Origin of the sequence: Geomonas agri, from assembly GCF_020179605.1 — a bacterium.
Taxonomy (GTDB): Bacteria; Desulfobacterota; Desulfuromonadia; order Geobacterales; family Geobacteraceae; genus Geomonas; species Geomonas agri.
The window spans coordinates 603166-622393 of record NZ_JAINZO010000001.1; the positions used below are offsets into that span (position 1 = coordinate 603166).

General features: G+C 60.5%; 16 protein-coding genes. 8 read left to right on the forward strand and 8 right to left on the reverse strand.

The features are described 5' to 3' along the window. Positions 1-312 precede the first annotated feature (312 nt). On the reverse strand, positions 313-771 hold the full coding sequence (locus tag K7R21_RS02660; protein ID WP_224981749.1) for an NUDIX domain-containing protein: 459 nt from the start codon (positions 769-771) through the stop codon (positions 313-315). An 87-nt stretch (positions 772-858) separates the two neighbouring features. Continuing rightward, the gene (locus tag K7R21_RS02665) at positions 859-1152 is read right to left on the reverse strand and encodes a PxxKW family cysteine-rich protein (protein ID WP_224981750.1); all 294 of its coding nucleotides are present in this window, start codon (positions 1150-1152) and stop codon (positions 859-861) included. A 235-nt stretch (positions 1153-1387) separates the two neighbouring features. On the opposite strand from K7R21_RS02665, the gene K7R21_RS02670 reads away from it, so the two are divergent. The 3 genes from K7R21_RS02670 to nifS all read left to right on the forward strand — a co-directional run bounded on the left by K7R21_RS02670 (position 1388) and on the right by nifS (position 5308). Then, a complete protein-coding gene (locus K7R21_RS02670) occupies positions 1388-2806 on the forward strand; it encodes a phosphoglucomutase/phosphomannomutase family protein (protein ID WP_224981751.1) in 1419 nt (472 codons plus the stop codon). 475 nt (positions 2807-3281) lie between these two features. Beyond that, positions 3282-4142: a Fe-S cluster assembly protein NifU gene (gene nifU / locus K7R21_RS02675; protein ID WP_224981752.1), complete on the forward strand. Its 861-nt coding sequence runs from the start codon at positions 3282-3284 to the stop codon at positions 4140-4142. Continuing rightward, positions 4139-5308: a cysteine desulfurase NifS gene (nifS, locus tag K7R21_RS02680; protein ID WP_224981753.1), complete on the forward strand. Its 1170-nt coding sequence runs from the start codon at positions 4139-4141 to the stop codon at positions 5306-5308. Before nifU ends, nifS begins: the two co-directional genes overlap by 4 nt. 84 nt (positions 5309-5392) lie before the next feature. Here the strand turns inward: nifS and K7R21_RS02685 are convergent, their stop codons facing one another. Further along, positions 5393-5650, reverse strand: a complete 258-nt coding sequence (locus K7R21_RS02685) for a type II toxin-antitoxin system RelE family toxin (protein ID WP_224981754.1) — start codon at positions 5648-5650, stop codon at positions 5393-5395. Further along, on the reverse strand, positions 5637-5870 hold the full coding sequence (locus tag K7R21_RS02690; RefSeq protein ID WP_224981755.1) for a ribbon-helix-helix protein, CopG family: 234 nt from the start codon (positions 5868-5870) through the stop codon (positions 5637-5639). The genes K7R21_RS02685 and K7R21_RS02690 overlap by 14 nt, the downstream gene beginning before the upstream one ends. 94 nt (positions 5871-5964) lie before the next feature. On the opposite strand from K7R21_RS02690, the gene modF reads away from it, so the two are divergent. Beyond that, positions 5965-7428 carry a molybdate ABC transporter ATP-binding protein ModF gene (gene modF, locus K7R21_RS02695; protein ID WP_224981756.1) on the forward strand — a complete coding sequence of 488 codons (1464 nt, stop codon included), beginning with the start codon at positions 5965-5967 and terminating at the stop codon, positions 7426-7428. Between the two features lie 160 nt (positions 7429-7588). On the opposite strand, the gene K7R21_RS02700 is transcribed toward modF, so the two are convergent. Both K7R21_RS02700 and K7R21_RS02705 read right to left on the reverse strand, forming a co-directional pair. Further along, entirely contained in the window at positions 7589-12079 is a 4491-nt protein-coding gene (locus K7R21_RS02700) for a DEAD/DEAH box helicase (RefSeq protein ID WP_224981757.1), read from the reverse strand. Between the two features lie 140 nt (positions 12080-12219). After that, on the reverse strand, positions 12220-13176 hold the full coding sequence (locus K7R21_RS02705; protein ID WP_224981758.1) for a hypothetical protein: 957 nt from the start codon (positions 13174-13176) through the stop codon (positions 12220-12222). 372 nt (positions 13177-13548) lie between these two features. Here K7R21_RS02705 and K7R21_RS02710 point away from each other — a divergent pair, with 372 nt between their 5' ends. Next, on the forward strand, positions 13549-13764 hold the full coding sequence (locus tag K7R21_RS02710; protein WP_224981759.1) for a tetratricopeptide repeat protein: 216 nt from the start codon (positions 13549-13551) through the stop codon (positions 13762-13764). Positions 13765-13811: 47 nt separating this feature from the next. Here the strand turns inward: K7R21_RS02710 and K7R21_RS02715 are convergent, their stop codons facing one another. Together K7R21_RS02715 and K7R21_RS02720 are read right to left on the reverse strand one after the other, a co-directional pair. Further along, positions 13812-14987, reverse strand: a complete 1176-nt coding sequence (locus K7R21_RS02715) for a hypothetical protein (protein ID WP_224981760.1) — start codon at positions 14985-14987, stop codon at positions 13812-13814. A gap of 155 nt (positions 14988-15142) precedes the next feature. Further along, positions 15143-15553: a c-type cytochrome gene (locus tag K7R21_RS02720; protein ID WP_224981761.1), complete on the reverse strand. Its 411-nt coding sequence runs from the start codon at positions 15551-15553 to the stop codon at positions 15143-15145. A gap of 174 nt (positions 15554-15727) precedes the next feature. Between K7R21_RS02720 and K7R21_RS02725 the strand changes: the two genes are divergently transcribed. The 3 genes from K7R21_RS02725 (at position 15728) to feoB (ending at position 18912) form a co-directional block, all read left to right on the forward strand. Beyond that, on the forward strand, positions 15728-16051 hold the full coding sequence (locus tag K7R21_RS02725) for a hypothetical protein (RefSeq protein ID WP_224981762.1): 324 nt from the start codon (positions 15728-15730) through the stop codon (positions 16049-16051). A 265-nt stretch (positions 16052-16316) separates the two neighbouring features. After that, positions 16317-16748 (forward strand): Fur family transcriptional regulator, encoded by a 432-nt coding sequence (locus K7R21_RS02730; protein WP_224981763.1) that lies wholly within the window; start codon positions 16317-16319, stop codon positions 16746-16748. A gap of 172 nt (positions 16749-16920) precedes the next feature. Further along, complete coding sequence (gene feoB, locus K7R21_RS02735; RefSeq protein ID WP_224981764.1) at positions 16921-18912, forward strand: ferrous iron transport protein B; 1992 nt, start codon at positions 16921-16923, stop codon at positions 18910-18912. The last annotated feature ends 316 nt before the right edge of the window (positions 18913-19228 follow it).

Here is a 19228-nt window from a genome sequence, read left to right on the forward strand (position 1 = left end):
TGGGGAAACTTCACTTGCGGTGCGTTTAAAAAATCTTTGCTGGCGTTTAACGCAACTCTCTGCATTTCAAACCAGGGTCAGTGCTGGTTTCGCAATCTCTCCGTGCGGAAATTTCACTTTAGGTTGTTTAAAAAAAACTTACCGCGCGTTTTACGCAACTCTCTTCGTTTCAAACTCATGTCTGTAGCGATTTCGCTCTGTTCCGTGCCGAAATTTTCACTTTACGGTGCATCAAAAAAATCTCTCCGCTGTTAAACGCAACTCTCTGCCTCTTGAAATCAAGTCGGTGGCGATTTTGCGTTCTTTTCGACGTTAAATCTCTCCAGCTTCTTTTTTCCTGCGGTAGTCCGACAAAATTCGTGCATGGTCGAAGCAGAGCGGCTGGGGGAGGGCATCAATGGGGAAGATGGCGAAGGCCGCCGCGTCGTCACCTGCCTTCGGCGTGCCGGTGGCCTTGGCGACGTAGACGGTCGAGATGTTGTGGCTGCGCTTGTCGCGGGTGGGATCCGAGTAGCATCCCAGCAGCCTCAAATCCTTCTCTGCCAACTCTACCGAAATCTCCTCCTGTATCTCACGCACCGCCGCGTGCTCCAGCGTTTCCCCGTAGTCGACGAAGCCGCCGGGGATGGCCCAACCGAGGGGCTCGTTCTTACGCTCGATTAGCACGATCCCTTCCGGGAGTTCCACGATCACGTCAACAGTCGGCAGCGGATTCTTGTACTCTTTCACCTTGGCCCCGCAGGCGGGGCAGGCCAGGAAGTCGAAAGGCATCGGGTACCTCCAGTTCTAGGATTGTGGGTAAAAAAAAGGGAGGACCTGAGTCCTCCCTTCTTAGGGTACAGCAAAATACGGTGGGTACTACTTCTTCTTCTTGGCGCCTGCTGCTTTCTTGGAAGCTTTGAGCGGGTTGATCTTGGCGTCGTCGGTCTTGATCTCGACCTTGACGTGAGTAGCGAAGTTGCAGATACCGCCGACCCACTTCTTCTCGGGGGCCGGGTATGCGTTGCAAACCTTCCCAATGGAGCCGTCTACGACCCTGTCACAACCTTCGCAGTTCTCCACGATCGGCTGGCAGGAACCTTCGGTGAATACACAACCCTGTTTACCCCAGAAAGTGCACTCGGCACCAGGAAGTACGGTTTGACATTGCATGTTTAAGCCTCCTCAATTGCTTCGTAATCGGTTGATAGAGAACACTCTACCAATTTCGAAAGAAAAATGTCAACCCACTTTTTTCGCTAAAACTTGACTCTCCCTGGTGTCTGGATTAATCTCTAGTAATTATTTATTCGGGTCGCCTGGTACTCCTGTTTTCGATATGTTATGGATCGGGAAAAGCGGTATGCCAGATCGAGACGACCTTACTATCGATCACCTTGGAGGGATTATGCAGCGGATTACTTTCGGCACTTCCGGCTGGCGCGGCATCTTGTGTGAAGATTTTATCTTTGAGAATGTCAAGGTCGTCACCCAGGCCATCGCCGATCACGTTAAGAGTAACGGCGAAGGGGGGAAGGGGATCATCGTCGGCTACGACTCCCGTTTTATGGGTGAGGCGTTCGCTCGCGAAGCGGCCCGGGTCCTCACGGGTTCCGGCATCCCCACCTTCCTTTGTGTCCGCGATACCCCCACCCCGGTCATCTCATTCGAGATCCTCCGTCGCAAGGCCGCCGGCGCCATCAACTTCACCGCTAGCCACAATCCTCCTGAATACAACGGCATCAAGTTCTCTCCCTCCTGGGGCGGGCCCGCCTTGCCGGAAACCACCAACGACATCGAGCGCCGCGCCAACGAGATGCTTGGGGAGATCTGCTACAACGAGTGCTCCATCGACGAAGCCGTAAAGAAGGGGCTACTGGTGGAGATCGACCCGATGCAGGATTATCTGAATGATCTGGCCACGAAGGTGGATTTCGCCGCCATCGCCAAGCTGGGCACCATCGCGGTCAACCCCCTCTACGGAACGGCGCGCGGGTATCTCGCCGAGCCGCTCAAGGCGCACGGGGTGAAAGTGGTGCAGATGAACGCGAATCGCGACCCGTACTTCGGCGGCTTTCCGCCGGAGCCGAGCGAGAAGTATATCCAGGATTTCATCAAGCTGGTGCAGCAGGACCCGGAGATTGCCCTCGGCATCGCCACCGACGGCGACGCGGATCGCTTCGGCATCGTGGACGGCGACGGCACCTTCATCGAGCCGAACTACGTCATCGCCCTTTTGCTCGACTACCTGGTTCGGGTCAAGGGGATGAAAGGGGGCGTCGGACGCTCGGTTGCCACGTCGCACCTGGTCGACGCGGTTGCCAAGATGCACGACATCAAGGTTTACGAGACGCCGGTCGGTTTCAAGTTCGTCGGTGAACTGATTGCCCAAGACAAGATCATCATCGGCGGCGAAGAGAGTGCCGGGCTCTCCATCAAGGGGCACGTACCCGAAAAGGATGGCATCCTGGCCTGCCTGCTGGTCGCCGAGATGGTGGCCCACGAGGGGATGCCGGTCAAGGCGCTTTTGGAGCGTCTCTACAGCAAGGTCGGCCGCTACCTCACCAAGAGGGTCAACCTGACTCTTTCGCCGGAGCTGGAAGAGGTGTTCCCCGAGCGGATCGCGGCGACGCCGGCCAGTTTCGCCGGCGAGCCGGTCAAGGAGAAGATCACCGTCGACGGCAACAAGTTCATCCTCCAGGACGGCAGTTGGCTGCTGTTCCGCAAATCGGGGACCGAACCTGTGGTGCGCCTATACTGCGAGGCGTCCAGCGAGGAGCGCCTGCAGGCACTGGTTGATGCAGGCCGCGAGTTCATTCTCGGGTAAGGGGTAAAAAGGCAAATCTCCACGGTCCCCCCTTCGCAAGGGGGGGGAGCTAGTTCGCGGGAAGCGATGGCAGGTTACATTATCCCGTTCGCAACCACTTCCTTAACCTGCTGCCGATCTACCGGGGCGCAGTTTGCCAAGGGCCACTTGACCTTTGGGTGACTGCGTCCCATTTTGTTACGGATGCTCTTTTGTGTGGCACTCGGCGGTCACGCAGCCGGCAACGTAGAGGCAGATCTGAAGATAGCCGCTCATCCGAGTGTCACAATTTTTGCCGCTAATTCCCGCAGTTATCGCTTCGTGATTGCCTCCGGTCGATAAGGAGCTCAAAGCGGAGCGGGAATTGCACTTTGTGCCGGAAACGTTAGGTAATTCCGGGTACCCTACCGCGTAGCTGTGAATTGTGGTCGTTTAGGGGTTGTTCTTTTCGCAAGCTTTGCGCTATGATAACCGGACTAATTAGAAGGGAGGGTCTATGTGGGACTACACCGATAAAGTAAAAGAACATTTCCTCAACCCCAGGAACGTGGGCGAGATTACGGATGCTGATGCGGTCGGCGAGGTTGGCAGCCTGGCCTGCGGCGATGCCCTTAAGCTGTTTATAAAGCTGGACGAGAACAAAGAGCGCATTGTCGACGCCAAATTCCAGACCTTTGGCTGCGGCAGCGCCATCGCATCATCTTCGGCCCTGACCGAGATGGTGAAAGGGAAGACCCTGGACGAGGCGCTCGAGATCACTAACCAGCAGATCGCCGATTTCCTGGGCGGGCTTCCGGAAGAGAAGATGCACTGCTCGGTCATGGGGCAGGAGGCACTGGAAGCTGCCATCGCCAAGTACCGCGGCGTCGAGGCGCCGGCGCACGGCCACGGCCACGACCACGTCGAGACCGAGGGCGAACTGGTTTGCAAATGCTTTGGCCTGACCGACGTCTTCCTGAAAAAGGTAATCGCCTCAAACAAGCTGACCACCGCGGAGCAGGTCACCCACTTCACCAAGGCAGGCGGCGCCTGCGGCGGTTGCATCCCGAAAATCAAGGATCTGATCGCCGAAGTGCTGGGTGAGGAGAAGAAGGTGACTGCCGAGAAACCGGCGAAACTGACCAACCTCAGGAAGATGCAGCTGATCCAGGAAACCCTGGAGAACGAGGTGCGTCCGCAGCTGTGGGCTGACGGCGGCGACCTCGAACTGATCGACATCGACGGCTCCAACGTCCAGGTCGCCTTCAGGAAGGCCTGCGCCGGTTGTGCCTCCTCCGGCTACACCGCCAAGTTCGTCGAGCAGAAGCTGCGCGAACTGGTTTCCCCCGACATCACGGTACAGGAGGTTCAGGGATGAGAGAGATCTATCTTGACAACAACGCCACCACCAAGGTGGACGAGCGGGTTTTCGAGGAGATGCGTCCCTACTTCTGCGAACTGTACGGCAACCCGAGTTCCATGCACTTCTTCGGCGGCCAGGTGCAAAAGAAGGTTGACGAGGCCCGTGCCCGCGTCGCCTCGCTTTTGGGCGCACTGCCGGACGAAATCGTCTTCACCGCCTGCGGCACTGAGAGCGACAACGCCGCCATCCGTTCGGCGCTGGAAGTCTTCCCGGAGAGACGTCACGTCATCACCAGCCGCGTCGAGCACCCGGCGGTGCTGACCCAGTGCCGCAACCTCTCCAAGCGCGGCTACCGCGTCACCGAACTGAACGTCGACGGCAACGGCCAGCTCGACCTGGCCGAGTTGGAGAGGCTGGTCGATGAAGACACGGCCATTGTCTCCCTCATGTACGCCAACAACGAGACCGGCGTCATCTTCCCGATCGAGGAAGCCGCCAAGATCGTGAAGAAGAAGGGCGCGCTGTTCCATACCGACGCGGTGCAGGCCGTGGGCAAGATCCCGCTGAACATGGCGGAGTCCGCCATCGACATGCTCTCCCTTTCCGGGCACAAGCTGCACGCCCCGAAGGGCGTCGGCGTCCTCTTCGTGCGCCGGGGCACCCCGTTCCGCCCGATGCTGGTTGGCGGGCACCAGGAGCGTGGTCGCAGGGCGGGCACCGAGAATACCGCTTCCATCATCGCCATGGGCAAGGCCTGTCAGCTGGCCGAGCAGTACATGGCGGACGAGGCAGGGCGCGTGCGCGAGATGCGCGATCGCCTGGAGCGCGAACTGACCGCGCTGATCCCGAACACCAGGATCAACGGCGGCGGCACCGAGCGTCTTCCCAACACCCTCTCCATAGCCATGGAATTTGTGGAAGGGGAGGGGATCCTGCTGCTGCTCTCCGAGAAGGGCATCTGCGCCTCTTCCGGCAGCGCCTGCACCTCCGGGTCGCTGGAGCCGTCCCACGTGCTGCGCGCCATGGGCGTGCCCTTCACCTGCGCCCACGGGTCCATCCGATTCTCGCTGTCCAGGTTCACCACCGATGACGACATCAATGCCGTCATCACGGAGTTGCCGCCTATCATTTCCCGTCTGCGCGCGATGTCGCCGTTCGGGCGCGAGTTCCTGAACAAGTAATAACGTCTGCCGCTGTAAGGCAGAGTGAGCAAAAGAAAAGGGGTGAGCATGTTCTGCTCACCCCTTGTTTCGTTGATTTCCGAGCTAGCGGTACACGTCCCGTCGGTGCGCGACCTTGACAACCCACACTGTTAGCTCCAGATCGTGAATGGAGTAGAGGATCCTGTATTTCCCTTGGCGGATCCGATACCGGTCCTGCCCCGTCAGTTTTTCGCTGCCTACAGGTCGGGGATTGGTGGCAAGGGAGCCGATGCGGTTTATGATCCTTTGTAAGTCGCCTTTGGGGACCGACTCCAGATCCTTTCGCACCGAATCCTTTACCAGAATGCTATAGACGGCCATCTGCCTTCAGCTCTTTTAAGAGGCTTTCGTAGGTGACCAGCGGCTCGTTGACTCGTTCTTCGAATGCAGACAAGTCTTCGGAATCCTCGGCGAGAATGTTGCGAACAGCATCGTTGACGAGGTCGGAAAGAGAGCGAGAGGTTTCCAGCGCTTTATGCTGTAGCGCCCTGTGCATGGCAGGGTCCAGGTAAATGGTTGTTCTTTTTGTTAATGCACACATATCTGTACCTCCGCACCGAGCATAGCGCCATGACGCTATGTCGTCAAGAGGGCCGTCTGGTGATACGCCCTTACCGGCGTGAAAGGGAAAAACTTTGGTAGAGATCAGTTTAGAGCAGGTCAAAGCAGAGATAACTGAACGAAAGCATCTCGAGGATATCTCGCTTGAGATAACGGAAGGGCAGCATTGGGCTGTGGTCGGGGCGAACGGGTCGGGGAAGTCGGCGCTGGGGAGACTGCTCTGCAACGGGCTACCCGTGCTCTCGGGGAGCTGCCGTATCCCAGCCCGTTCCGGCTTCGTTTCGTTCGAGAAGATCGACGAGATCCTCGAGCAGGAGCGCTACAACGACGACTCCGATTTCCTGGGCTACGTGACCGAGGGTACCCGCGTCGACAAGTTCATCCTGTCCGGTACCGACGACGCGGACGGGGCGCGACTGGCGGAACTGGCGCAGGAACTGGGCTTCACCAAGATCCTCGAACGCGGCGTCAAGTTCCTCTCCACGGGCGAGATGCGCAAGACCCTCATCTGCAAGGCGCTCCTGCAGGAGCCGGAATTACTGGTGCTGGACGAGCCGTTCGACGGGCTGGACCGTGACTCGTCGGAAGTGCTGCGGCAACTGATCAGCCGCTGCATCGAGCGTGGCATCCAGGTGGTGCTGCTCTTGAACCGCTTCAGCGAGATCATGCCGGAGACGACGCACATCGCGTACCTCCAGGAGTGCCGCATTCTCATGTCCGGCACCAAGGACGAGATGCTGGGCTCTGAGGCGCTGCGCCGCTTCCATGCCTTCCACTACACCCTGCCGGATACCTTGCCCGAGGTCGACACGGCGCGCAGCGCACCGCCGCTGGCCCTGGGCCAGCCACTCATCGAGATGAAGGACGTCACGGTACGCTACGGCGAGAAGTACGTGCTGAACGCTGTCAATTGGACGGTGAACGCCGGCGAACACTGGAAGATCACCGGTCCCAACGGATCAGGGAAATCGACCCTGTTGAGCCTGGTCAGTGGCGATAATCCGCAGGCCTACGCCAACGACATCAGTCTGTTCGGCCGCAAGAAGGGGAGCGGTGAGAGCGTCTGGGACATCAAGAAGCGCATCGGCCTTGTTTCCACGTCCCTCCAGCAGGAGTACCGGGTGGGCGGCACGGTGAAGGTCGTGGTGATTTCCGGGATGTACGACTCCATAGGGATGTACTCGCAGTACACCCTGCACCAGCAGGAGATCGCACTGGAGTGGCTCAAGTTGCTGCACATGGATCACCGGAAGGAACATGCTTTCCGGGATCTTTCCTACGGGGAACAGCGGCTCGTGCTGCTGGCCCGGGCCATGGTGAAACAGCCGGACCTCTTGATCCTGGACGAGCCCTGCCAGGGGTTGGACGATGTGAACCGGGAGATGGTGCTGAAACTGATCGATCACCTGGGGCGCACCGGCAACACCCAGATCCTCTACGTGAACCACCACGCCGAGGACCGGATACCGTGCATCGAGAACAGCATGGAACTGGTGCCGGCGGAGGGGGGCGGGTTTACGGCGGTGATCAACTCCTAAGTAAGTTCGGAGGAACTGGAGGCTTCCAAGATCCCCTCGCCCCCCGGGAGAGGGGCAGGGGTGAGGGCGCCGCACAAGCCACAGCTCCTCTTCGTGGCATCTCCCTCACCCGCCTTGCTGGCACCCTCTCCCGGAAGGCGAGGGATAGGAGCAGAGGACGCTACGGGTACTGGCGCCAGTATTCGAGCCCGGTGTAGGATTCTTGGAAGCCGAAACGCCTGAGGACTTCGGCATAGAGCGAATCCTTGGCGGCTTCACCGTTGATCCGTTCCACGGTGATGCGCTTCAAGGGGTTGAAGTCGCGGCCGACCAAGGTTCTGAACAAGCCGAGGTAGTTCTCGAGTTCGGGATCGTCCGAATCCGCCCGGAATTCGAGTTCTTTGCCGTAGCGCCTTGAAATAAGAACCAGGCGCGGGCCGTGGTAGACCAGGTGGGTGGACGGAATCCGGGAGGGAAGCGCTTCGCGCAGCCCGTCCAGGCCGCTGCCGCACAGCGAGGCGGGATCGGCGGCATTGATCCAGAAGATCTCATCTTGGGGCAGGCCGCGCTCCAACTGCCGGTACGCCTCCTGCGAGACAAACTGCAGGCCCGGTATGCCGGCGAAGAAGTTGCCGGCGATGAGTTCCCCCGACATCTCCATGATGCGCAAGGTTCTGAACAATCGGCCCCACTGCAGGGAGGGGAGTTCCCGCATCAAAAGTTCCCTGAACAGGATGCCGTAGCGCTCCAGCAGCACCCGCACGCGATCCTTGTTCCGTTCCTCCTTTTCCAAAACATCGACTTCCACGTGTGGTCGGGGGAGGAGGAACCAGTTGCCAACGCCTTCCTGGGCGCGGCTCCAACGGCTGCCGGGTAGCCGTCGGGGGTGCCGGCCGTGCAGCGGGTGGCGGTGCCCCGAATCTCCCTGCGGCAGTTCGAAACGGTTCAGGATTCCCTTGCGCACCGCGGCGAAGGAATCGTTGCTCACCTCTCCCCGCCAGGCTTCCTGCCAAAGCTCCGTCGTCGCAGTTGTCGCCGTGACTCCCGCTATGGAACAGATCGCACTCAGGTTGTAGTGCCCCCGGTCATCGGGAATCAGTGCCGGGTGTTCCGGTGCCGTTGCCGCCGTCTCGCCTTCATCCTGGTCCAGAAACAGATCGAGGTCCTCGGGGAAGGCGAAGCTGAGCCGCTTCGGGCCGCAGCCGAACCAGAGCAGGTCGCTGCTTTGCATCAGGCTGTCCAGCCAGGCGCCGAGATAGGGGGCAAGGCGGGCCGGCAGGACATCTTCTTCCCAAAGCCCCACTGGCAACGGGGTGCCGAGCAGTTGCTCAAGCCGGTCCCGTAGGTCGTCAGGAGTGCCCCCACGTTGCACGATCCCCTGGAATTGGGCGAGGAACAGCGGGAGTTGGGCAAGGTCCAGCGCCTGGAAGATCGGTCTTCTCGACCTGCGCAGCATCCGCAGTAACGCCTCCAGGTTCACCGCGTCGCAAACCTGCGGCTCTTCTCCCCCCTCGGTGAACTGATCCACGAGGACAGCACCCGATTCCTCCAAACTTTGCAGCGCGTCGCGCAGCAGACCCTCTTCAAGCCCGAGGGTCTGCTGCAGCACAGTCAGTTGCACCGGGCCGTAGTAGCCAAGCCACCGTCCCATCACCCTCGCCGCACCGGGTTCATCTTCGTCACCGGCCTCCGCCTCCGCTGCGTTTCGTTGCCAAAGCCTGTCGAGCGACTGCTGCAGCAGCACGGGCAGACCCAGGGCTGCAATCAGCGGCGTAATGCCTATTTCTTCCCTGCTTCTTCCCAGTCCCTCCGCTATTTCCGGGATCATCTCCAGCGCTGCGACCAGCGGGGCCGCCGCGCCGGGCAACTCCATGAGCACCAGCCGCTCGGCGACCTGAGGCAGCAGCTCCTCTGTGCCGGGGCCGCCTTCACGGGCAATCGCCCGCAACAAATCCGGCCATTCCGTGAGCGGGACCAGCAACCTTTCCTTGACCCAGTCGATCATTTCGCGGGCAGAATCGGGGGCGTATCCCGGCGCGAGCCGCTGCTGTTTCTCCTGGAACTGGCGCACCAGTTCGAGGGGAAGGTGCGGGCGCAAGTGCGGGGAGAGCGCGAGCTCTTTGAGGAAATCGCTGCCGAGGGAGGACTTCCGGCCGCCCCCCAGTGTGTCGTCCTCGTAGACGTACTTGTTGGTCTGCTGCCAGATCAGCCCCTTGGCGAAGGGGGAGGCTTGCGTGGTGTGCACGGCCGTGACCTCGATGCTGCCGTCCTGGATCTCCTCAAGGAGCCGCTTCAGGTTGGGGAGGTCGAAGTCGTCCTTGAGCGCGGAGCGCCAGGTCTCCAAGAGAACGGGGAAATCGCGGTAGCGCAGCACGGAGGCGAGGAGTTTCCTGGAGCGGAGGCGGTTCAGCCACAACGGCATCCTTCTCTTGAAGTTGCTCCGCGTAAGAAGCAGCGCGCGGCCGGCGTTCTCGCGGAAACGGGCGCCGAAGTAGCCGGTCCCTTCCAGCGATTCCCTGAGCAGGGGCTCGATATTGTCGGGCGTTACCAGGTCGAGGATCTCGTCCAGTTGCTCCATTTCGTGGGGGAGCAGCAGGGCGATGCCGTCGTTGTTGTAGAAGGCCTGCAGCGGGTAGCCGTAGCGCCGCTCCCACGCCGCGACCAGTGCGAAGGTGAAGGGGCGGTTTACGGCGTTGCCCCACAGGGTGTGCAGGATAATCTGCTCGGTCTCCGCGCCGCCCACGGGATCGCGGAAATGTTCCAGCAGCAGGTGGTGGCGGTGGGGCAGGGGAGCGCCGGTCGCTTCCCTTTGCAGCTCGAGATAATGCTCCAGTGCCTTGGCCGCCCCCTCGTCCATGAAATGGCGCCGCATCAGTTCGTCGACCAGATCCTGCCGTCCCAGCCGTTGGTTGCAGGATTCGAGGAACGAGGAGATTTTCTCTGAGTAGTAGAAGTCGCGGTCCAGCTCCTCGGCGCGCCAGAATGGAATGATCTGCTGAGACTTGCGGGCCGGGACAACCAGCACGGTGCTGTGGCTGATCTCAGTGATTTGCCAGACTTGGGCGCCGAGCGCAAAGGTGTCGCCGAGCCTTCTCTCCCACACGAATTCCTCGTCCAGTTCGCCGATCTTGGCGCCGCTCTCCTTCAGGCGCAGCTCGTAATAGCCTCGCTCCGGTATGGTCCCCCCCTCCAGGTAGACCAGCATGGAGAGGGCAGGGCGGGTGGCGATGGTTTCCTCCAGGCGGTCCACCGTGACGCGCGGGCGCAACTCGGGCACGTGCGAGTCGGCGTACTTTCCTTCCAGCATGCCGATCACCAGGTCGAACTGCTGTCGGGTCAGGTTGCGGTACGGGTAGCTGCACTTCAGGAAATCGTGGAGCTCGTCCAGATGCCACTGTTCCGGGAGCGCCATGGCGAGAACGATCTGGGCCAGCAGGTCCAGGGGCGCCTCCACCGGGTGCAGTTCCTCGATCTCTCCCTCGGCGATGGCGTGCGCGATGACGGCGGCGCAGACGAAGTCCATGCCGTAGGTGGGAAACAGCTTGCCGCTACTCACTTCGCCGACGCCGTGCCCGGAGCGGCCGATGCGCTGAATGGCCGAAGATATGGAGCGCGGGGTCTGGATCAGGACCACGCTGTCCAGTTTGCCGATGTCGATGCCGAGTTCTAGCGAGTTGGTGGCGACGATCGCCTTTAGTTCGCCGCGTTTCAGTCGCTCCTCGACTGCGAGCCGGATCTCGCGGGACAGCGAGCCGTGGTGCGAATAGGCAAGCTCTTCCCCCGAGAGCTCGTTGATGAGCCGGGTCACCTTCTCGGTGGTCCTCCTGCTGTTGGCGAAGAAAAGGGTGGAGCGGTGCCTGGTGATGATGTCGGTGAAGCGATCCACTAAGGCGGGCCAGAATTCCTCATCAGCACCGGAAAGCACGGTTGCAGGCGCGCTGATCTCCAGTTCGAAGCGCTTTTCCTGTTCTCCACGGACCAGCGAGATCGGGCGCGGCTGGTAGCGCTGGCCGACCAGACGCAGCCCAGCCACGAAGTCGGCCACCGTCTCCAGTGGCCGCACCGTGGCAGAGAGGGCGATACGCTGGAACTCGCCGCTTAACAGCGTGAGTCTTTCCACGGCGGTGATCAGGTGGGTGCCGCGCTTGTCGCCGGCGACGGCATGGATTTCGTCCAGGATGACGGTGGCCACGCCGGTGAGGGTTGCCCTGCTCCCCTTGGAGGTGACCATGATGTTGAGGCTTTCCGGGGTGGTGATCAGGATCTCGGGGGGGTGACGCAGCATCCTGCGCCGTTCGTCGCCGGGGGTGTCGCCGCTCCTGGTTTGGACGGTGATGGTAGGGAACTCCTCCCCGTGGGCCGCGAAGAACTCGCGCAGTTGATGCAGTGGGGCGAGCAGGTTGCGGCGCACGTCGTTGTTGAGTGCTTTCAGGGGAGAGACATAGAGCACCTTGGTTTGGCCGCGGGACCAGGCGCCGGTGACCAGCTGGTTGATGGCCCACAAAAAGGCGGCCAGCGTCTTGCCGCTGCCGGTCGGCGCGGTGACCAGGACGTGGCGTTCACGGCTGATTTCATCCCACGCGCGCAACTGGACATCGGTGGGGTCGCCCACTTTCTCGATGAACCATTGCTGGATCAGCGGGTGGAAATGTCTCAGTACGGGTGGCGGCATAGCTATGACTTTAGGCCACAAAGACGGTTTGTTCAAGGCAGGGCGTTGGTGCAGATAAAAGTATTGGCGCTGAAAGCGAAGCCCCCTTCCTCCTGTGGGGAGAAAGGGGGCTTTATGAGGTACGGTCGCGCAGCGGCAGGCTACTCCGTGCAGAGTTGCCAGTCAGTGCTGTCGTTGGTAAGCGCGGTGACAGTGGTGCCCGTTGAGCTGAAGGTGAGCCTGGCTTTCGTGCAATGGGCGCCGGCAGCTTGGAACACCCCCGAGATGGGCATGCCCGAGAACGAATTCACCGTCAACGGCGTCGGTGTCGTCACCTCTACGTAACCATAACTCGGGTGATAGTAGACCCCGGTGATGGTCAGGGTGCCCCCGGAGAAGGTATAGGCCCAGTCCTTGATCCAGTAGTTGGGGCCGGAGTTGACGTTCAGCGTGCAGGACATCCTCAGGGTTTCGCTGGTGGCGGTGGCGCCGAACGCGAAGGAGCCGTACATGGTAGCGGTCCCCTTGGCTGTGGTGGCTGACAGGGGGGCGAAATCCATGGTGATGGAGTCGTAGCTGCCGGTGGCCGGGTTGTAGATGCCGGTCATGGTGACGCTCCCCGTGATGGTCGGGCCGTTGCTGAGGTTCTGGTACTTGTTGAAGGTCATGGTCCCGGTGAAATTGCCGGTGGTCTCGTTTAGGTTCATGCTGACTGCTGCCGATCCCCCAACCGCACCGTAGACCGTGCTGCTGGCTGCCACACCGGGAAGAGGGGCTACCTGCTTCACGCGCGCCAAGGCTTGCGGGATGCTCCCCCGGATCGTGGTGGCGATCTCGGGGAGCGTGATCAGCTTCCCGCCGGGACTCGCGTCGTTTTGCACCATGACGCCGATGACGTTGGCGGACGAGCCGATAGTGCCGGCTGCCCAGGCATCGGTGGTAAAGGCGACGGCGTTGCTGGTGGTGATGCTTGCCCTGGCGGTCTGGCCCGTGTACTTGGACTGGTCTACCGGTTGCTCGCTGCTGCCACCCCCGCCGCCACCACAGGCTGGCAGCAGAGCCGACATCAGCGTGATGCATACGATCTTGGACAAATTCTTGAGCACCGTCATGTTCATAGCCACCTCCACTTACAGCTGGTTGTGCCTCTGCCGCTGGTCGGCCGAGGTCGTTGTCACGGGTATAGTCACGTCTGGGCTTTTGGTTTTTGAATTATATCTAGTTAATGTGGTGCGCGATTGTGACCTCTGTCACCGCTTGCGCAGTTAGCCGCAAACCGCGGTGACGGAGGGAGGAGGGGGACGGGGGTGAAAAGAGCCGCGATGCCGGTCAGTTATTATCTCAAGTTCACCGTCGTGGCGCCGACAGGAATGGTGGATGTACCCTGAACAGGAAAAGATATTTACATGTTCAGATCTTAATGGTAATGGTGCCTCCTGTCGGTGCTGTCTGGAGAGGTCGCCGGGGCGGCGTTACTGGAGGAGGTCAGGATGAAGCGAGTGGGACTTGCGGTGCTGCTGCTGGCAGCGCTTTGCGGCTGTGCCGGGGACAAGGGGAAAGAACTTTTCGACACGGCACAATTCGAAGAGAAGCAGAACAACCGGGAACACGCAAAGCAGCTGTACCAGGAAATCGTCACAAAATACCCGGACAGCCCGATAGCGAAACAGGCGCAGGAGAGACTGGCCGCGCTGGGGGGCAAGTAGAGGAGAGATCGTGGACTTACGCGTACTAGGTTGTTCCGGCGCCTGGATCAATCAGCCCTGAGGAACTGCCCCGGCGCCAGGCTGGTGGCTAGCATGACCATGTTGATATCGTTGTGAGACCTCCAGTGTTCCGTCCCCTTTCTCCTTTCCTCTATCCAGAACCCTTCGATTCTTCCCGCAAGCTTGTGAAACCACAGTATCGCTTCGAGCTGCGGGTGCAGCCACTCCGCCAGTTCGCCGCCGCGCAGGTCGGGATACTCCTCGAAGAGCCGGGACAGCCGCCTGGCCCCTTTCAACCCGATGGCGAGACCGAGCTCGCGAAATGCCAACCGATATTTCGCCGGCTGATCCAGAAAGCCACCGCCGAAATCTTCCAGCGACACAACGGCGTCGTGCACCATGCGCTGGAAAAGTGGGAGATCCTGGAAGGCCTCGTTGACGATCAGTTGGCCGGTCCGGCAGGCGTCGACCAGGATGCCGCCGATGCCGAGGCTGTCGCTGGTGCTGAAGTCCCTGGCGCGGCACATCTGCGTCAACTCCCCGATCTCCCGCTCCAGGTCGGGCAGGTCCTGGTCGGGGAAACGGCGCGCGGCGCAGACCATCTCGCAGCAGGTAATCAGGCCGTCCAGCGGGTCGTGCTGACCGACTGAGGGGACCAGGGAGCGCCGTAGGTCGCTGCTCATTTTCCAATAAAGCCCGGTGGTCCCGTCGGGCCCGTTGAAACGGAAAGCCCGGTGCGCCGTCTGCGCCAGTTCCATCCCCCAACGCAGGTAGCAGGCGTCCCCGGTGACCCGGCTGGTGCGGGTCAGCGCCCGCATCCACTTGGTCAGGTAGTGGTAGTACTGCCCGTCACGCTCCCATTCCATGCGCTCGTCCATCGGCTCGTCCGGTGCGCGCTCTTCCATCTTCTTGCCGATGCGCAGCCCGCCACGGGTCGGGTGCCGTTCTCCCTCCTCCGCGCTGAGTCCGCTCAGCCATCCGCTTTTCGCCGAGTCGGGCCGATGCCTTCCCAGGGTTTGGTGTACCTGGTCCACCAGTCCTAGTGCCAGCAGCAGCCACTTTTCGTCCTGGGTGCGGTGGTAGAGCTCCAGGAAGTTGCACACCGCAAACGCGTCGGTCCAGAGATAACGGCGCTGCGGCTTTTCCTCCCTCGATACCCCGGTCTGCGCGGCGAACTCGAGCATGATCTCTCCCGCCATAGTAGCGCTTTCCTCTTTGTCCATGTCGGCTCCCTTCGTTAATCGGCGCTCCCGGTGAGGTAGCGGTTGTGGGCGGGTCACAGGCCCATGACCTGGCGCAGGATGGCGAGCTCGCCGATGTGTAGGCGTATAAAGGGAAAGTGTCGGTGGGGGCGGGAGCGCCCCCACCGAAGAGGTGCTTACGGGAAGGTGGCCAGGATGTATTGGCCGATTTTCTTGGCGTCGTCGTCGGAGATCATCCCCTCGTCGAACTTGTTCATGCCCGGACCGGGGTGGCGCATGATCTTGACGATGTCCTCGGGCTTGGTGATCTTGCTCCTGTCGGCCATGGCTTTGGCGCTTAAGGTCTTGGACGGGGTGATGGTGTTGCCGCCGTTGGGATGGCAGACCGCGCAGTGTTGCTTGAAGAGTTGCTCGCCGGTGAGACCGGTGGACGATGGCGCCGGCGGCGCGGCTGACGTTGCCGACTTGGACGTCGACATCACGCTTTGTGGAGGTTGGGCCTGTTCCTCGCTCTTCTTCTTGCAGCCCATCATGCCGCCGGTTACCAGTGCCAAGATTGCCATTGTTGCCACCAAACGCCTCTGCATGTGACACCTCCTGTTAGATTTTTTTCATCCAGCGAGTATACCAGAGAAAAGCATTCGTGCCGTAATGCCTGCTCTTTTCACGGCGATCTTTTTAAAGCCGTGTTTGACAGGCGGTTGGCTGATGCTAATGTTAACCGGTCTCGCCATCCTGCCCCGTACTGGAAGGAGCCAGCCATGAAGAAGACGCCGGTCGCCATCGTGTTGCTGCTTTTGTCTCAGGCGATGTTGTCGTGGGGGGCGGGTGATGAGCTAGTGCACCGTGGCAACGGCAAATTCCTCCCCGACCAGCGTGATGTCGAGGTAAGTCCGACCCAGGAGAACGCCTGCGACTGCTGCCAGAAGTGCAAGGCGGCTAAAAAGGATATCAAGCCGCACCTGGAACAGGACACCAGCAAGGAAACCGGTTGCGAGGAGTGCTGCCGCAAATGCGGACGCCCGGTTCAGCCACTCCCCGAGGATATCCCCGCCGAAGTCCCCACCAAGCCTGCACCAAGGTAATGCACCCCACAGACGAGGGAGTCCCGAACCCGGGCCCTAGACTTCGTCACGAGCTAATCCCTGATCAGTCACTCTCTGTCTCACTGGTGCCGGGTGACAGTCCGGTCCCCCTTGTGACTCCCGCTGATTCTGACGATCTCTCCGTAAAGCTCATCTTTTGCGCTGTCTGACACAGATTCCCCTCCTTTTCCTTCAGTCCCCAAAAAAGAGTTGACAGTCTCTGTCACGCTCGCTATCATGACATCCACTTTCAATTGGGGTCCTCATGAAACGAGCCAAGAAAAAGGTATTCGCTGACTTCATGTCCCAGAAGGGATTGAAGTCGACCAAACAGCGCGACATCATCCTCGACTGTTTCCTCTCCAGTGACAGGCATCTGAGCATCGAGGAGCTGTACCTGAAGCTCAGGTCCAAGCACCCGAACATCGGCTACGCCACCGTCTACCGCACCCTAAAGCTCTTCGCCGAGGCCGGCATTGCCCGCGAGATGCAGTTCGGCGACGGCCAGACCCGCTACGAGCACGTCAGCGAAGGAGAGCACCACGACCACTTGGTCTGCACCCGGTGCGGCCACATCGAAGAATTCGAAAACGAAACCATCGAGAAACTGCAGGACGAGGTGGCCGACAGCCGCGGCTTCCTCATCGAGCGCCATCGCCTGGAACTTTACGGACTCTGCGCGAACTGCAGGAAATAACGGGGACGGTACGCGCACAGCGGGAGCGTTCATGAACGTTCTCCCGTGCCTGTGGGGGCTGCTGCGGCCAACCCTGCGCACAAATACGGAAAAATTTTTTCCCGCCATCATGAAAGTGACATTCATTGACATTTCATTGGCAAACGAACGTTAAAAAGGGGTAGGTAGAGTCATGTCATTTTTTGGTAAGAAGGGTTCCTGTCACGAAACACCAACCGTCAGCAGTACCGGCGCCAAGAAAGTGGCCCTGGTCGGGAATCCCAACGTCGGGAAAAGCGTGCTCTTCAACGCGCTGACCGGCGCTTACGTCACCGTCTCTAACTATCCCGGCACCTCCGTGGAGGTCTCCCGCGGCAACACCGCCATCAACGGCGAAGAATTCGAGATTATCGACACCCCGGGCATGTACTCCATCCTCCCCATCACCGAGGAGGAGCGGGTCGCCCGCGAGATCCTGCTTACCGAGCGGCCGCACCTCGTGCTGCACGTGCTCGACGCGCGCAACCTGGAGCGCATGCTCCCCATGACCCTGCAACTGATCGAGGCGGAGCTGCCGGTGGTGCTGGTGGTGAATATCATGGACGAGGCCGCGCGCATGGGGCTGGAGATCGACATCCCCCTGTTGTCCCAGCGCCTGGGCATTCCCGTCATCGGGGCGGCCACCGCTAAAAAGGTGGGCCTGCCCGAGATCCGCGCCGCCATCGCCGGTTCCAGCGCGAGCACTAGCGCCCCCTTCGTCTATTCCCGGCTCATGGAAGCGGACATCGCCGAGATTGCCGGCTGCCTCAAGGGTGACTACATTCTCTCCAAGAAGTCGCTGGCGCTGCTCCTGTTGCAGGGTGACACCGAGGTGGCCGAACTGGTGCGCGACAGCGAGGGGGACGGATTTCCCCTGGTCGAGACCACGGTCCGGGAGAAGCGCTTCGAGCGCAGGGAGTCGTTCCACCTTGACCTCTCCATGGAGCGCAAGACCATCGTCAAGAAGGTGCTGGACGGTGCCTTCCGGACGCCGCAGAAGCGGGTGGTCACCCTTGCCGAGCGCATTTCCCGCCTGACCGTGCGACCGAGCACCGGGGTACCGCTGCTCCTCGTCGTGCTCTACTTCGGCCTGTACCAGTTCGTGGGCGTCTTCGGCGCCGGGACGTTGGTCGATCTGCTGGAAGGGAAGGGGTTCGAGCAGTTCTTCAACCCCTGGGTCACTGGCGTGGTCAAGGGTAACGTCCCCTGGCCCATCATCCAGGAGCTCTTCGTCGGCGAGTACGGCATCATCACCCTTGGTTTCCGCTACGCCGTCGGCATCATCCTTCCTATCGTTGCCACCTTCTTCCTGTTCTTCTCCGTCCTGGAGGACAGCGGTTACTTCCCGCGCCTGGCGCTCCTGGTGGACCGGGTCTTCAAGACCATGGGGCTCACTGGCCGCGCCGTCATTCCCATGGTTCTCGGGTTTGGCTGCGATACCATGGCTACCATGGTGACACGGACCCTGGAGACGGTGCGCGAGCGCGTCATCGCGACGGTGCTGCTGGCGCTGGCGATCCCCTGCTCGGCGCAGTTGGGGGTGATCATGTCGCTTCTGTCCAAGACCCCGGGCGCGCTCCTGGTCTGGGGTCTGTGCCTGTTCGGCATCTTCCTGCTGGTCGGCCTGCTGGCCTCCAAGGTGCTTCCGGGCGACACCCCGATGTTCTACATGGAGATCCCGCCCATGCGGCTGCCGCAGTTCTCCAACGTTCTGACCAAGACCTACACCCGTATGCAGTGGTACTTCATGGAGATCCTGCCGCTGTTCATCCTGGCCTCGGTGCTTTTGTGGCTGGGCAAGGTCACCCATTTCTTCGAGAAAATGATCGAGGCTATGACCCCGGTGATGGCCTCCCTGGGGCTTCCCAAGGAAAGCGCCGTCGCCTTCATCTTCGGGTTCTTCCGTCGCGATTACGGCGCCGCCGGCCTTTACGACCTGCAGAGCAAGGGGCTGATGGATGCGCGCCAGTTGACCGTTGCCGCAGTGACCCTGACCCTGTTCATACCGTGCGTGGCGCAGTTCCTGATCATGAAGAAGGAGCGGGGTTGGAAAGTGGCCATCAGCATCGGCCTGTTCGTCTCCACCTTCGCCTTCGGCACCGGGTGGATATTGAACCGCGTCCTGCTCATGACCAACATCCTGTAACGGGGCGACAACCAAAAAACACTCGAACAGGGATAAAAGGGGATAAAGGGGATAAAGGAATAAAGACACAAGGATAACAACTTTGAGATTTTGGTTACGTCCCAGACGTTGTCCTTTCTTTGCGACTTTGCGTCTTGGCGTGACACAGGTTTTTGCTTCAGGTGTTATCCCCTTTATCCCTGTTAAACAGAGGTTCACATGAGGTGCGGATTTTGCGGACATGAGTTCGCGGAGAGCGAAGGAAACGTGGGGTGCAAGAATTGCCCGATGTCATCCGGCTGCAAGATGGTAAAATGTCCCCGCTGCAATTATGAGA

What these genes read in the sequence shown, in the direction of transcription:
- K7R21_RS02660 (WP_224981749.1), bottom strand. Translation starts at nt 771, where the DNA reads ATGCCTTTCGACTTCCTGGCCTGCCCCGCCTGCGGGGCCAAGGTGAAA.
- K7R21_RS02665 (WP_224981750.1), bottom strand. Translation starts at nt 1,152, where the DNA reads ATGCAATGTCAAACCGTACTTCCTGGTGCCGAGTGCACTTTCTGGGGT.
- K7R21_RS02670 (WP_224981751.1), top strand. Translation starts at nt 1,388, where the DNA reads ATGCAGCGGATTACTTTCGGCACTTCCGGCTGGCGCGGCATCTTGTGT.
- nifU (WP_224981752.1), top strand. Translation starts at nt 3,282, where the DNA reads ATGTGGGACTACACCGATAAAGTAAAAGAACATTTCCTCAACCCCAGG.
- nifS (WP_224981753.1), top strand. Translation starts at nt 4,139, where the DNA reads ATGAGAGAGATCTATCTTGACAACAACGCCACCACCAAGGTGGACGAG.
- K7R21_RS02685 (WP_224981754.1), bottom strand. Translation starts at nt 5,650, where the DNA reads ATGGCCGTCTATAGCATTCTGGTAAAGGATTCGGTGCGAAAGGATCTG.
- K7R21_RS02690 (WP_224981755.1), bottom strand. Translation starts at nt 5,870, where the DNA reads ATGTGTGCATTAACAAAAAGAACAACCATTTACCTGGACCCTGCCATG.
- K7R21_RS02700 (WP_224981757.1), bottom strand. Translation starts at nt 12,079, where the DNA reads ATGCCGCCACCCGTACTGAGACATTTCCACCCGCTGATCCAGCAATGG.
- K7R21_RS02705 (WP_224981758.1), bottom strand. Translation starts at nt 13,176, where the DNA reads ATGAACATGACGGTGCTCAAGAATTTGTCCAAGATCGTATGCATCACG.
- K7R21_RS02710 (WP_224981759.1), top strand. Translation starts at nt 13,549, where the DNA reads ATGAAGCGAGTGGGACTTGCGGTGCTGCTGCTGGCAGCGCTTTGCGGC.
- K7R21_RS02715 (WP_224981760.1), bottom strand. Translation starts at nt 14,987, where the DNA reads ATGGACAAAGAGGAAAGCGCTACTATGGCGGGAGAGATCATGCTCGAG.
- K7R21_RS02720 (WP_224981761.1), bottom strand. Translation starts at nt 15,553, where the DNA reads ATGCAGAGGCGTTTGGTGGCAACAATGGCAATCTTGGCACTGGTAACC.
- K7R21_RS02725 (WP_224981762.1), top strand. Translation starts at nt 15,728, where the DNA reads ATGAAGAAGACGCCGGTCGCCATCGTGTTGCTGCTTTTGTCTCAGGCG.
- K7R21_RS02730 (WP_224981763.1), top strand. Translation starts at nt 16,317, where the DNA reads ATGAAACGAGCCAAGAAAAAGGTATTCGCTGACTTCATGTCCCAGAAG.
- feoB (WP_224981764.1), top strand. Translation starts at nt 16,921, where the DNA reads ATGTCATTTTTTGGTAAGAAGGGTTCCTGTCACGAAACACCAACCGTC.